Raw genomic sequence first — 13,100 nt, 5'->3', positions numbered from 1 at the left:
CTTTTCAAAATAAAAAGAGACGGTAGGAATAACTTGAATTCCTGCCGTCTCTTTTATAATTAAACTTATTTCAATTTATAAAAAAGTATATCTTTTTCACTAGCTGCTATTTTCAATACTACCACCATATTATCGTTGATTATCATTTTTTAGTCATTTTGTACAATGCTTGTTTAGCATGATGATTCGCTTCTTTATTTTGATCACGTGGGATCCACTTGATAAACATCAAATCAAAACTTTGTTCTAATATAGACATTTGATCGAAATAAGGTTTGAATTTTGAATTTTTCGTAAAGCCTTTATCAACACTATCAGCAATAACCTTGGAATCTGTATACAATAAGGCAGTCGTTACATTTAATGATCTAGCATGTTCTAAAGCACGAATAAATGTTGCCCATTCAGCACTGTGATTATCCATAACGCCTAAATCATGAGTATAGACATACTTTTCTCCATTTTCATTAATGATAATGCCACATGCACTATTGCCAGGATTACCACTTGTTGCAGCATCAAAATAAATTTGCGCCATTGATTGTCATCCTCTTTGTTAAATATTTGTAGTTATTGTATCAAACTGATGTCATCATTGTTAATGAAATGATCTCAAACAAAATAACACCAACTAAGAACTTCTAATTCCTAGTTGGTGCTGTCATTTATATAATTAATAGCCTTCATCTAATTTTTGTATTTTACCTTTACGATAAAATGATTTAGCAATATAGCCGAATGGCACGTTGAAGATTGTGGATACTAATTTAAGTATATATGTCGTAATAAAGATTTCGAAGACAGCTGCGTTTGGCAAACTACCTAAGAATGCAATCGTTACAAACAATGCGGTATCAATAATTGAACTGATAATCGTACTACCATATGCTCTAATAATAAATGTTTTATCTGAACTAAAGATCTTTTTAATAATACTAAAAATAAAGACATCTATATGTTGACCAATAATATAAGCGATAATTGAGCCTAGGGCAATTCTTGGTACGATATTGAAAATCGTTTCAAGTCCTTGTTGAGCAACATCATCAGCTGATGGTATAAATTGTAAAGATACTTGCATGACGATAATCATTACTAATGTTGATGAGAATCCTAGCCATACAGCACGTTTAGCTACTTTTCTACCGTAAATATCATTTAAAATATCTGTAGCTAAATAAATAGAGGCAAACATGACATTACCTAATGTTGCTGAAATACCAAATATTTCGACTGTTTTAATAACTTGAATATTAGCAATGATCGTACCTATGGCTACCCAAGCGATTAAACCTTGTTTACCAAAAGCGCGATACATTAAAACCATTAAAATAAAGGTGATAATAAAGGAACATAGTCCTAATAATTCATTATACATTGTTTAATTTCCTCCTAAATTTTGATAATGCGGGTGTTTAGAAACCGCTCAATAAACAACCTAATTATTTTACAGAAAATCATAGACATTAGCAATAGACAATTCATAAAATTAAAACAAAATATATACAATCGTATTATTCAAATCAATGAGCTAAAGATGTTATAATATCGTTATGCTAATTTAAATTAACAAACACTCGTTAACAAGATTGCAATAACTTGTTATGTGTATAAAGGAAGTGTTAGTCATTTTAACTTATTCTGAACAAAATGCACTCGCAAAAATAGATGACTTAATGAATACTTATTGCAATCAATGCCCAATTAAAACGACTATACGTAAAAATGAAGGCAAGACAAAAGCGCATCATTTTTGTATCAATGAGTGTTCAATAGGAAAACAAATTAAACAATTAGGAAATGAACTTCAATAGGAGGAAGTCTAATGCAAATATTATCAATTTCAGAAACACCGAATCATAATACTATGAAGATCACTTTAAATGAGGCGAGAGAAGGTATGACTTCTGACACTTATACTAAAGTGAGTGATGAACAACCACAATTTATTAATGATATTTTAAACATTGACGGAGTTAAATCAATTTTTCATGTTATGGATTTCATTTCTGTAGATAAAGACAATGATGCAGATTGGGAGTCTCTTTTACCTAAAATTGAAGCTGTATTCAATTAAGGTTTAATGTATTTAACGGGGGAATAAAGAATGGAAATCATTCGTGTTGAACCAACGCCAAGTCCAAACACTATGAAAGTAGTTTTGAATTTTAAACGACAAGATAATAAATCAGCTACGTATACAACAATTAATGATGAACAACCACAATATATTAATGATTTATTGGCTATTGAGAATGTTAAGTCAATTTTTCATGTTATGGATTTTCTTGCGATTGATAAAGTACCAAGAGCAAATTGGGAAGACGTCTTACCGAAAATTACTGCAACGATAAATACGGAACAAGATATTGCATCATCAGAACCTACACCAGACTCTCATTATGGTGAAGTTAAGGCTGAAGTCCTCACCTTTAAAGGAATTCCATATCAAATTAAATTAACTACTAATAACGAAGAAAAACGGAAACAATTACCAGAAGTATACGTTGATAGTATGCTTGCAGCACAACAAGACCATGATAACGTTGTTTTTATGAGAAAGTGGCTAGATCTAGGTGTCAGATATGGTGATATGGAAGACGTTATGTCTGACATCATGGAAGAAGTTACAGCTATTTATCCAACTGAACAATTAGATAACATGGTTAAAGAAGCACTTGCTACATCTGTAACTGTCCCTGAACCAGTCTATAATAGAGTGACATTAACTGAATATCAACAAGCTGGCGACTGGAAAGAGAGACTTAGAATGTTAAATCAGTTCCCAACACCAACATTCAACGATCTTCCTGTATTAGAGACTGCACTACAAGAAGACAAAGTTCCTCTCAGACGACAAGCTATTGTCTTATTAGGTATGATTAATGATGAAGCTGTATTACCTTATATTTATCAAGGTTTACATGATAAGAGTCCGGCAGTCAGAAGAACTGCTGGTGATTGTATTAGTGATTTAGGATATCAACAAGCTTTACCTGAGATGGAACAGCTGTTAGATGACCCTCAAAAAATTGTTAGATGGCGTGCAGCTATGTTTATCTTTGATGAAGGTAACGAACAACAATTAGCATCATTAAAAGCACATGTCGATGACCCAGCATATGAAGTTAAATTGCAAATAGAAATGGCTATTTCTCGTATTGAGAATGGGGACGAAGCTTTAGGATCAGTTTGGAAACAAATTGCCAATAGAAATAAATAATATGGAGTGATAATAATGAATGCCTATGATGCATATATGAAAGAAATTGCACAACAAATGCGCGATGAACTTACTCAAAATGGCTTTACTAGTCTAGAAAATGAAAACGATGTTAAAGATTATATGGCTCAAGTGAGCGACGACGATACAACATTTGTAGTTATTAATTCTACTTGTGGTTGTGCGGCTGGTTTAGCAAGACCTGCGGCAGTAGCTGTAGCAACGCAAAATGAATATAGACCAACGCATACTGTTACTGTATTTGCTGGTCAAGATAAAGAAGCAACATCAGCAATGAGAGAATATATTGGTCAAGCACCATCAAGCCCTTCATTTGCTTTATTTAAAGGTCGTGATTTAGTACATTTTATGCCACGTGAACATATCGAAGGCAGAGATATCAATGATATTGCAATGGATTTAAAAGATGCCTTTGACGAAAATTGTCAATAATCATTATAAAGGATAAGCATTCATTAAAGGTAATGGAATAAGTCATTAGTAGTAAATGTAACATATTTGTTTATTGGTATATCAACTCAGGAAGCTGAAAATATTAAATACCATATTTAATCATTTATTATGGCATTATTCTACTCAAACATTAATGAACTGTTTTATCCTTTTTTTAATATATTTAAATAACAATGCCATTAAATATCCATAATTGAGTAAAGTTATCCAATTTATTAAAAATATGATATAGGTTAAACTTTCATTAACTATGATATTTCACTTAAAATGTATATAATAAGACGTTTAACTAAAGTAACTATATCGACTAATAATCGAATGAAAGATAAACTGATAAATTGAGGTGTTTAATATATGCTAAATTCATTTGATAAGGCATATCATGATTTGTGTGAAGAAATTTTAGAAATAGGAAATAAACGAGATGACCGTACCCATACAGGTACAATTTCAAAATTTGGACATCAATTACGTTTTGATTTGTCTCAAGGGTTTCCACTATTAACTACCAAAAAGGTATCGTTCAAATTAGTTGCTACTGAATTACTATGGTTCATTAAGGGCGATACTAATATTCAATACTTATTAAAATATAACAATAACATTTGGAATGAATGGGCTTTTGAAAATTACATTCAGTCAGATGATTATCATGGTCCAGACATGACTAATTTTGGTCACAGAGCACTTGAAGATCAAGACTTTAATGAACAATATAAAGAACAAATGAAGATGTTTAAAACACGTATCCTTGAGGATGATGATTTTGCTCGCAAATATGGTGATTTAGGTAATGTGTACGGAAAGCAATGGCGAGATTGGGAAGATAAAGACGGAAATCATTTTGATCAATTAGCAACTGTTATTGAGCAAATCAAACATAATCCAAATTCAAGACGACATATTGTGTCAGCATGGAATCCAACTGAAATTGATACCATGGCGCTCCCTCCATGTCATACAATGTTCCAATTTTATGTGCAAGATGGAAAATTAAGTTGTCAATTATATCAAAGAAGTGCAGACATCTTTTTAGGTGTACCATTTAATATAGCAAGTTATGCGCTATTAACACATTTAATTGCTAAAGAATGTGGTTTAGAAGTGGGTGAATTTGTCCATACATTTGGAGATGCCCATATTTATTCAAATCATATCGATGCGATTGAAACACAACTTGCAAGAGATAGCTTTAATCCTCCTACATTAAAGATTAATTCAGATAAATCTATATTCGACATTAACTATGAAGATTTAGAAATTGTTAATTATAAATCTCATCCAGCAATTAAAGCACCAATTGCTGTTTAAAAGTATTATAAATGGTCAATTATATATAAATACAACTAGAAATAATGTAGTCATTGTCACTATTTTGTTAAACGGTTTCAATTTTTAATAAAAATTAATCGTTGAAACATACTTCAATAACTAAATTATGTTAAATTAAAGATAACTTATATTAAAAGACAAGCAACTGAGAATAGGAGGAGACATATGACGTTATCCATATTGGTTGCACATGATATGCAACGCGTTATTGGCTTTGAAAATCAATTACCTTGGCATTTACCTAATGATTTAAAACATGTCAAACAGCTTTCAACAGGTCATACTCTAGTTATGGGAAGAAAAACATTTGATTCAATTGGCAAACCTTTGCCAAATCGACGCAATGTTGTATTAACTTCTAATCCTAACTTTAACGTTGAAGGTGTTGATGTGATACATTCATTGGATGAAATTAAGGATTTACCAGGGCATGTTTTTGTCTTCGGAGGTCAAACATTATTTGAAGAAATGATTGATGAAGTGGATGATATGTATATTACAGTTATTGAGGGCAAATTCCGAGGCGATACATTCTTTCCACCATATACATTCGAAGATTGGGAAGTGGAATCATCAATTGAAGGTCAACTTGATGACAAAAACACCATTCCACATACCTTTTTACATCTAGTTCGTAAAAAATAAAGGGGAGAAATTTTATGACTAAACAAATTATTGTTACAGATTCAACATCGGATTTGTCTAAATCATTTTTAGACCAACATAATATTCATGTCATTCCATTAAGTTTAACGATAGATGGACAATCATTTATTGACCAAGTGGATGTTACATCTGCTGAGGTAATAGACCGTATCGAAGCCGATGAGGATGTTAAAACAAGTCAACCGCCGATTGGTGAGTTTATTTCAACTTATGAAGAATTAGGCAAAGATGGCGCTGAAATTATTAGTATCCATATGTCTTCAGGTTTAAGTGGTACTTACAACACTGCATATCAAGCCAGCCAAATGGTTGATGCCAATGTTACAGTTATAGATTCAAAATCTATTTCCTACGGTTTAGGCTATCAAATTGAACATTTAATTGAATTGGTTGAACAAGGTAATACAACTGAAGATATCGTTGCTGACTTAGAAATGTTTCGACAAAATATTAAACTTTTTGTAGTTATTGGGCAATTAAATCAATTGATTAAAGGCGGCAGAATTAGTAAAACAAAAGGTTTAATAGGGAATATTATGAAAATTAAACCTATAGGTACGTTAGATGACGGTCGTCTAGAACTTGTGCATAATGCGAGAACACAAAATAGTAGTATTCAGTATTTGAAAAAAGAAATAACTGAATTTTTAGGCAATCATCAAATTAAATCAATTGGTGTTGCTCATGCCAATGTCATTGAATTCGTAGATAAATTAAAGAAAGTATTTAATGATGCTTTTCAAATTAATGAATACGATGTCAATGTGACTACACCGGTTATTTCTACACACACAGGTCAAGGTGCTATCGGTCTTGTAGTACTTAAGAACTAATTTAAGTTTTATCGATGTGAATTACTTTCAATAATAAAAGTTATAGACTACATTAATAATTAGATAGATAGGAGGTAATTCAAATGGCAACGGAATATGCAACACTTGCAGGTGGATGTTTTTGGTGTATGGTTAAACCATTCACTACATATCCAGGTATTAAAAGTGTAGTTTCTGGATATAGTGGTGGTCATGTTGAAAATCCAACATATGAACAAGTTTGTACAAATCAAACAGGACATGTTGAAGCTGTTCAAATCACTTTCGATCCAGATATTACATCATTTGAAGATGTTTTAGCTATTTATTTTAAAACGTTTGACCCAACAGATGACAAGGGGCAGTTTTTTGATAGAGGTGAAAGTTATGAGCCAGTTATTTTTTATCATGACGAACACCAAAAACAAGCAGCAGAATTTAAAAAGCAACAGTTAAATGAACAAGGTATTTTCAATAAGCCGGTGATTACACCTATTAGACCATATAAAAATTTCTATCCAGCTGAAGACTATCATCAAGATTACTACCGAAAGAACCCTATGCATTATAATCAATATCAACGTGGTTCAGGACGTAAAGCATTTATAGAATCACATTGGGGGAATCAACATGATTAAAAAAGATAAAAATGAATTAACAGATATGGAATACTTAGTTACACAAGAAAACGGTACAGAACCACCATTTCAAAATGAATATTGGAACCATTTTGATAAAGGGATTTATGTAGACAAAATTTCTGGCAAACCATTATTTACTTCTGAAGAAAAGTTTCATTCAGATTGTGGTTGGCCAAGTTTTTCCAAAGCCTTAAATGATGAAGACATTGTTGAACTAGTTGATAAATCATTTGGTATGGTGAGAACAGAAGTGAGAGCTGATGACTCCAATAGTCATTTAGGTCATGTTTTTAATGATGGTCCAAGAGAAAGTGGTGGCTTACGTTATTGTATTAATTCAGCTGCCGTTCAATTTATACCATATGATAAGTTAGAAGAACTAGGTTATGGAGATTTAATTTCACATTTTGAGAAATAGGAGTGGATTGTTATGTTTAAAAAATTATTTGGTAAAGGTAAAGAAGTAAGTAAAGAAATAGAAATTTATGCACCATTAACTGGTGAATACGTTAAAATCGAAGATATTCCAGATCCTGTATTTGCGCAAAAAATGATGGGTGAAGGATTTGGTATTAATCCAACAGAAGGCGAAGTTGTTTCACCAATCTCTGGTAAAGTAGATAACGTTTTCCCAACTAAACATGCGATTGGGTTAAAAGCTGATAACGGGCTTGAATTACTTGTACACATTGGTTTAGATACGGTTCAATTAGATGGCGAAGGTTTTGAAGTGTTAGTTAATAGTGGTGATGAAGTCAATGTTGGAGACCCACTTATTCGCTTTAATTTAGAATTTATCAACAATAATGCTAAATCTATTATTTCACCAATTATTATTACAAATTCAGATCAAGCAACTTCAATTAATATCGAAACTACAAATGCTTTAATTAAAGGTGAAACAAAAGTTGTAGATGTGACAATGAACTAATGAAGAATTATTCATTCTATCAATTTGCTATGACTGTACGTGGACGTCATGATGATAAAGGAAAATTAGCTGAAGAAATCTTTAATGATTTAGCCTTTCCAAAATATGACACAGAATTCCATACGTTATCAGATTATATTGAGACACATGGTGACTTTTCGGTATCCATGTCGGTATTTGATGACTTATATGAAGAATATACAGAATGGCTTAAAATTTAAACATAAGTTATATGATTTTTTAACTGTCGACAAATTAGAATTTTGTTGACAGTTTATTTGTTTTGTCATAATCAATTCAAATGGTTTTCTATTATTTAAGTACTCTCCAAATTTGATGGATATATAATTAATACCAATACTAACAAATTGACTCCAACATTAAAATTTATGTTTTTATAGAATTATAATACAATTATTATTAAAAATAGTGCGATATATCTGAGATATTGATATGATAAACTACATAAATGTAAATTGTACATCTAAGGAAGTGAAACAATGGATAAAGACCAAACATCCAAAAATAAAGATCAGTCTCACGATGAGACTTCGCATAAGACGAAAAATGGCAAGACAAAAACGTCAAAAATCATTCATTTGAAATTATGGCATTTTATAGTGTTACTCATTGCCGTAGTAATTATAACTATTGCACTGACAATTGTGTCATACATATTTATCAATAATAAGATGAGTGGTTTGAATAAAACAGATCGTGCTAACTTACACAAAATTGAATATGTTTATAAAACGTTAAACAAAGATTATTATAAGAAACAAAACTCTGAAAAATTATCACAAGCAGCTATTGATGGAATGATTAAAGAGCTAAAAGATCCATACTCTGAATATATGACTAAGGATCAAACAAAGTCATTTAATGAGGATGTCTCAGGTGATTTTGTGGGTATCGGTGCAGAAATGCAGAAGAAAAATGATACCATCATGGTTACTAGTCCTATGAAAGGTTCACCAGCTGAAAAAGCAGGTATTCAACCAAAGGATATTTTAACGAAAGTTAATGGTAAGTCAGTTAAAGGACAATCATTAGATGAAGTAGTTAAAAAAGTACGTGGTAAAGAAAATACAAAAGTTACATTAACGATTAAACGTGGTAGTGAAGAGAAAGATATTGCGATTAAACGTGAAAAAATCCATGTGAAAAGTGTGGAATATACTAAAAAAGGTAATGTAGGTGTTATAACGATTAATAAATTCCAAAGTGATACTTCTGGTGAATTAAAAGCAGCAGTATTAAAAGCGCATAAGCAAGGTTTAAATAATATTGTGTTAGATTTACGTAATAATCCAGGTGGGTTACTGGATGAAGCAGTTAAAATGACCAATATATTTATAGATAAAAATAAAACAGTCGTACAACTTGAAAAAGGCGATCATAAAGAAGCTGTTAAGACAGACAATGATGCTTTAAAAGAGGCTAAAGATATGCATGTATCAATCTTAGTTAATGAAGGTTCAGCAAGTGCATCTGAAGTCTTTACTGGAGCAATGAAAGATTATCATAAAGCTAAAGTTTATGGTTCGAAAACATTTGGTAAAGGTATAGTTCAAACAACTAGAGAATTTAAAGATGGTTCTTTATTAAAATATACTGAAATGAAATGGTTAACACCAGATGGTCATTATATTCATGGTAAAGGTATTCAACCGGATGTTAACATTGCTGCACCTAAGTACCAATCTTTAAGTGTCATTCCTAATGACAAAACGTTTAAAATAGGTGACAATAATAAAAACATTAAAACTATAAAAATAGGATTAGCTGCATTAGGCTATAAAGTAAATAATGAATCGACAACATTTGATAGTGAATTAGAAGATGCTATCAAAAAATTCCAACAAGATGAACATTTAACTGTCAATGGCGTCTTTGATAAAAAAACGAATAACAGTTTTACAATGCTATTAGTTGAAAAAGCTAACAAAGATGATGATGTTCTTAAAAAATTATTACAACAATTAAAATAATAAAATGAAACCTAGCAACTATGGACATAAGTCTATAATATTGCTAGGTTTTATTTTGGTTCTATAACAAATTGGACTGATAAATAAAAAGTGAATATGTAACAGTTTAATTTCGGAGAGACCTATTTTTATATTAGCTATGTAAGTAAGATCAGATATTAATTTTTAAAATGATCTTAACATAGCAAATTACTTTGCTAACAAGCTCCCATTTGTTACGATAAATAGCATCTTATTATAAGATGAACGAGTAAATTATCAGAAGAAAAGTACTAAAAAAATAATAACAACAATAAATGAACAAATTAACTGTTTCGAATAGTTTTAACAGTGAATGATTATTTTATAGTTAAGCGATGAAATGGAGTGATGTGCATGATTAGATTAGGCAAGAAATCAGATTTAGATAATATCTTAAAGCTTGTTGAAGAAGCAAAAGGAATCATGAAAGAACAGGATAATCATCAGTGGGATGATCAATACCCACTTGTAGAACATTTTGAAGAAGATATTGCTAAAGATTATTTATATGTCTTAGAAGAAAATGATCACATTTATGGTTTTATAGTTATCGACCAAAACCAAGCAGAATGGTATGATGACATTAACTGGCCTATAAATAGAGATAACGCTTATGTAATACATAGATTAACAGGATCTAAAGATTACAAAGGTGGTGCAACTGAACTATTTCAATATGTCATTGATTTAGTTAAAAATAGAGGCGTTAATATTATTTTGACTGATACTTTTGCATTAAATAAACCAGCTCAAGGATTATTTGCAAAGTTTGGTTTTCATAAAGTAGGCGAGCAACAAATGGATTATGCACCATATGACAAAGGTGAACCATTTTATGCATATTATAAAAATTTAGATGAATAGAGGTAATTTAAATGACAAAGATAGCATTTACAGGTGGCGGTACTGTTGGACACGTATCTGTCAATCTAAGTTTAATTCCTACAGCACTATCTGAAGGACATGACACGTTTTATATTGGTTCAAAAGATGGTATTGAAAAAGAAATGATAGAATCGCAATTACCAGATATTAAATATTATGCTATTTCAAGTGGTAAATTACGACGCTATATTTCGTTAGAAAATGCTAAAGATGTCTTTAAAGTGTTAAAAGGCATTTTAGATGCGCGTAAAGTATTAAAAAAAGAGAAACCAGATTTACTATTTTCAAAAGGTGGTTTCGTGTCAGTACCAGTTGTTATTGCTGCTAAATCTTTAAACATACCTACAATCATTCATGAATCTGATTTAACACCAGGATTGGCTAATAAAATTGCATTAAAATTTGCTAAAAAAATATATACAACGTTTGAAGAAACATTAAATTATTTACCTAGAGACAAAGCTGATTTTATCGGTGCCACTGTAAGAGAAGACTTGAAAAATGGTAGTAAAGAAAGAGGCTATAAATTAACTGGCTTTGCAACCCATAAAAAAGTTTTACTTGTCATGGGAGGTAGTTTAGGAAGTAAAAAATTAAACGACACCATTCGCGAAAACTTAGATGCTTTATTACACAATTATCAGATTATTCATTTGACTGGTAAAGGTTTGAAAGATGAATCAATTCAGAAAAAAGGATATGTTCAGTATGAATTTGTTAAAGAAGATTTAACAGATTTACTTGCTATCACAGATACTGTAATAAGTAGAGCAGGTTCAAATGCGATATATGAATTTTTAACATTACGTATTCCAATGTTATTAATCCCATTAGGTTTAGATCAATCTAGAGGAGATCAAATTGATAATGCGAAACATTTTGAAGAAAAAGGTTATGGTAAGACAATTCAAGAAGATCAATTAACATCACAACGATTGCTGCAAGAATTAAATCAAATTGAAGATCACCGTCAACAAATAATTGATCAAATGTCTAGTTACCAACAAAGTTATACTAAAGAAGACTTATTTAACAAAATGATTAAAGATGCATTAGACCAGTAGGAGGTTATGATAAATGAGTAGATGGAAACGCATCTCGTTACTCATTGTATTTACACTAATATTTGGTATTATCGCCTTTTTTCATGAATCACGATTAGGAAAATGGATTGATAACGAAGTATATGACTTTATTTATGCATCTGAAAGCTTTATTACTACTGCTATTATGCTTGGTTCAACCAAAGTAGGAGAAGTATGGGCCATGCTGAGTCTATCATTAACCTTAGTGGCTTACTTAATGTTAAAGAAATACAAAATTGAAGCACTGTTCTTTATGTTAACAATGGCTTTATCAGGTATATTAAACCCAGTTTTAAAGAATATCTTTGATCGTGAACGTCCAACATTATTAAGATTGATTGATATTAGTGGTTTCAGCTTTCCAAGTGGTCATGCCATGGGTTCCACAGCATACTTTGGTAGTGTGGCCTACATTATTAATCGTGTAGATCATGGTTATTCACAAGGCTTACTAATTGGATTATGTGCACTAATGATTTTATTAGTTTCAGTATCACGTGTGTATTTAGGTGTCCATTATCCTACTGATATTATCGCAGGTATCATAGGTGGCGCATTTTGTATTGTACTTTCAACATTGCTATTGAAAAATAAATTATCTGTTAATGTATCGTAGTCATTATGGACATTAGTATCTATTGAATGTAGTTACAATTTTCAACATAATTGAAAGTGAAAATGAATTTTAGTATAAAACTTTGTGTTATAAAAGATGAAATAATTAGTCAAATAGAATAAAGTAACTGACTAAAAGATGTTAACCCCCCCATCATAGTGATCAAGATGAGGGGGTTGGTGCATTAAAAATGCTAATACTCGATGTATATGATATGAATAATTTTAATATAACAATGATAAAACTTACTTGTACTTTTCATTAAAATAACTAGCAGAAATATATACTGTAACTTGTGTTAAATTATTTTAAAATTTCTTTTTAAGATAAATAGAACAATTATTAATATAAACACGATAGTGATAAAAATAAGTGGATATATATAAGTATTTATTTCAAAAAGTATGCCACCTAATATATATC

17 protein-coding genes are annotated in these 13,100 nt (G+C 30.8%); 15 read left to right on the top strand and 2 right to left on the bottom strand.

Annotation, left to right across the window (positions count from 1 at the left end; genetic code table 11):
* Positions 1–142 precede the first annotated feature (142 nt).
* Positions 143–538 (bottom strand): ribonuclease HI family protein, encoded by a 396-nt coding sequence (locus CD113_RS00540; protein WP_002465225.1) that lies wholly within the window; start codon positions 536–538, stop codon positions 143–145.
* Positions 539–673: 135 nt separating this feature from the next.
* The gene (locus CD113_RS00535) at positions 674–1,378 is read right to left on the bottom strand and encodes a queuosine precursor transporter (RefSeq protein WP_002465224.1); all 705 of its coding nucleotides are present in this window, start codon (positions 1,376–1,378) and stop codon (positions 674–676) included.
* 241 nt (positions 1,379–1,619) lie between these two features.
* Between CD113_RS00535 and CD113_RS00530 the strand changes: the two genes are divergently transcribed.
* The 15 genes from CD113_RS00530 (at position 1,620) to CD113_RS00460 (ending at position 12,677) form a co-directional block, all read left to right on the top strand.
* Complete coding sequence (locus tag CD113_RS00530; RefSeq protein WP_002465223.1) at positions 1,620–1,814, top strand: zinc-finger domain-containing protein; 195 nt, start codon at positions 1,620–1,622, stop codon at positions 1,812–1,814.
* A gap of 11 nt (positions 1,815–1,825) precedes the next feature.
* Complete coding sequence (locus CD113_RS00525; RefSeq protein ID WP_002465222.1) at positions 1,826–2,077, top strand: NifU N-terminal domain-containing protein; 252 nt, start codon at positions 1,826–1,828, stop codon at positions 2,075–2,077.
* 30 nt (positions 2,078–2,107) lie between these two features.
* On the top strand, positions 2,108–3,223 hold the full coding sequence (locus tag CD113_RS00520) for a conserved virulence factor C family protein (RefSeq protein ID WP_002465221.1): 1,116 nt from the start codon (positions 2,108–2,110) through the stop codon (positions 3,221–3,223).
* A gap of 15 nt (positions 3,224–3,238) precedes the next feature.
* Positions 3,239–3,676 carry a bacilliredoxin BrxA gene (gene brxA / locus CD113_RS00515; protein ID WP_002465220.1) on the top strand — a complete coding sequence of 146 codons (438 nt, stop codon included), beginning with the start codon at positions 3,239–3,241 and terminating at the stop codon, positions 3,674–3,676.
* A gap of 375 nt (positions 3,677–4,051) precedes the next feature.
* Complete coding sequence (locus tag CD113_RS00510) at positions 4,052–5,008, top strand: thymidylate synthase (RefSeq protein ID WP_002465219.1); 957 nt, start codon at positions 4,052–4,054, stop codon at positions 5,006–5,008.
* A 186-nt stretch (positions 5,009–5,194) separates the two neighbouring features.
* A complete protein-coding gene (locus CD113_RS00505) occupies positions 5,195–5,674 on the top strand; it encodes a dihydrofolate reductase (RefSeq protein WP_002465218.1) in 480 nt (159 codons plus the stop codon).
* Positions 5,675–5,688: 14 nt separating this feature from the next.
* The gene (gene fakB2 / locus CD113_RS00500) at positions 5,689–6,528 is read left to right on the top strand and encodes a fatty acid kinase binding subunit FakB2 (protein ID WP_002465217.1); all 840 of its coding nucleotides are present in this window, start codon (positions 5,689–5,691) and stop codon (positions 6,526–6,528) included.
* 83 nt (positions 6,529–6,611) lie between these two features.
* Positions 6,612–7,145, top strand: a complete 534-nt coding sequence (msrA, locus tag CD113_RS00495) for a peptide-methionine (S)-S-oxide reductase MsrA (RefSeq protein WP_002465216.1) — start codon at positions 6,612–6,614, stop codon at positions 7,143–7,145.
* On the top strand, positions 7,138–7,566 hold the full coding sequence (msrB, locus tag CD113_RS00490; protein ID WP_002465215.1) for a peptide-methionine (R)-S-oxide reductase MsrB: 429 nt from the start codon (positions 7,138–7,140) through the stop codon (positions 7,564–7,566). Before msrA ends, msrB begins: the two co-directional genes overlap by 8 nt.
* Before the next feature lie 12 nt (positions 7,567–7,578).
* Positions 7,579–8,079: a PTS sugar transporter subunit IIA gene (locus CD113_RS00485; protein WP_002465214.1), complete on the top strand. Its 501-nt coding sequence runs from the start codon at positions 7,579–7,581 to the stop codon at positions 8,077–8,079.
* Positions 8,079–8,300, top strand: a complete 222-nt coding sequence (locus CD113_RS00480) for a YozE family protein (protein WP_002465213.1) — start codon at positions 8,079–8,081, stop codon at positions 8,298–8,300. The genes CD113_RS00485 and CD113_RS00480 overlap by 1 nt, the downstream gene beginning before the upstream one ends.
* A gap of 279 nt (positions 8,301–8,579) precedes the next feature.
* Positions 8,580–10,070, top strand: a complete 1,491-nt coding sequence (locus tag CD113_RS00475) for a S41 family peptidase (RefSeq protein WP_095092706.1) — start codon at positions 8,580–8,582, stop codon at positions 10,068–10,070.
* A 375-nt stretch (positions 10,071–10,445) separates the two neighbouring features.
* Complete coding sequence (locus CD113_RS00470) at positions 10,446–10,955, top strand: GNAT family N-acetyltransferase (protein WP_095092704.1); 510 nt, start codon at positions 10,446–10,448, stop codon at positions 10,953–10,955.
* A gap of 11 nt (positions 10,956–10,966) precedes the next feature.
* Positions 10,967–12,040, top strand: a complete 1,074-nt coding sequence (locus tag CD113_RS00465; RefSeq protein ID WP_002465046.1) for an undecaprenyldiphospho-muramoylpentapeptide beta-N-acetylglucosaminyltransferase — start codon at positions 10,967–10,969, stop codon at positions 12,038–12,040.
* Positions 12,041–12,053: 13 nt separating this feature from the next.
* A complete protein-coding gene (locus CD113_RS00460; protein WP_095092702.1) occupies positions 12,054–12,677 on the top strand; it encodes a phosphatase PAP2 family protein in 624 nt (207 codons plus the stop codon).
* Positions 12,678–13,100 lie beyond the last annotated feature (423 nt).

This window comes from Staphylococcus simiae (assembly GCF_002902085.1).
Classification (GTDB): Bacteria; Bacillota; Bacilli; order Staphylococcales; family Staphylococcaceae; genus Staphylococcus; species Staphylococcus simiae.
This window is presented reverse-complemented; position numbering and strand designations above follow the sequence as displayed.

Excerpts from the sequence above, each read along its gene's own strand:
- msrB (WP_002465215.1), top strand. The coding sequence starts at position 7,138 with ATGATTAAAAAAGATAAAAATGAATTAACAGATATGGAATACTTAGTT.
- fakB2 (WP_002465217.1), top strand. The coding sequence starts at position 5,689 with ATGACTAAACAAATTATTGTTACAGATTCAACATCGGATTTGTCTAAA.
- CD113_RS00465 (WP_002465046.1), top strand. The coding sequence starts at position 10,967 with ATGACAAAGATAGCATTTACAGGTGGCGGTACTGTTGGACACGTATCT.
- CD113_RS00540 (WP_002465225.1), bottom strand. The coding sequence starts at position 538 with ATGGCGCAAATTTATTTTGATGCTGCAACAAGTGGTAATCCTGGCAAT.
- brxA (WP_002465220.1), top strand. The coding sequence starts at position 3,239 with ATGAATGCCTATGATGCATATATGAAAGAAATTGCACAACAAATGCGC.
- CD113_RS00505 (WP_002465218.1), top strand. The coding sequence starts at position 5,195 with ATGACGTTATCCATATTGGTTGCACATGATATGCAACGCGTTATTGGC.
- CD113_RS00535 (WP_002465224.1), bottom strand. The coding sequence starts at position 1,378 with ATGTATAATGAATTATTAGGACTATGTTCCTTTATTATCACCTTTATT.
- CD113_RS00460 (WP_095092702.1), top strand. The coding sequence starts at position 12,054 with ATGAGTAGATGGAAACGCATCTCGTTACTCATTGTATTTACACTAATA.
- CD113_RS00480 (WP_002465213.1), top strand. The coding sequence starts at position 8,079 with ATGAAGAATTATTCATTCTATCAATTTGCTATGACTGTACGTGGACGT.
- CD113_RS00485 (WP_002465214.1), top strand. The coding sequence starts at position 7,579 with ATGTTTAAAAAATTATTTGGTAAAGGTAAAGAAGTAAGTAAAGAAATA.
- CD113_RS00475 (WP_095092706.1), top strand. The coding sequence starts at position 8,580 with ATGGATAAAGACCAAACATCCAAAAATAAAGATCAGTCTCACGATGAG.
- CD113_RS00470 (WP_095092704.1), top strand. The coding sequence starts at position 10,446 with ATGATTAGATTAGGCAAGAAATCAGATTTAGATAATATCTTAAAGCTT.
- CD113_RS00520 (WP_002465221.1), top strand. The coding sequence starts at position 2,108 with ATGGAAATCATTCGTGTTGAACCAACGCCAAGTCCAAACACTATGAAA.
- CD113_RS00510 (WP_002465219.1), top strand. The coding sequence starts at position 4,052 with ATGCTAAATTCATTTGATAAGGCATATCATGATTTGTGTGAAGAAATT.
- msrA (WP_002465216.1), top strand. The coding sequence starts at position 6,612 with ATGGCAACGGAATATGCAACACTTGCAGGTGGATGTTTTTGGTGTATG.
- CD113_RS00525 (WP_002465222.1), top strand. The coding sequence starts at position 1,826 with ATGCAAATATTATCAATTTCAGAAACACCGAATCATAATACTATGAAG.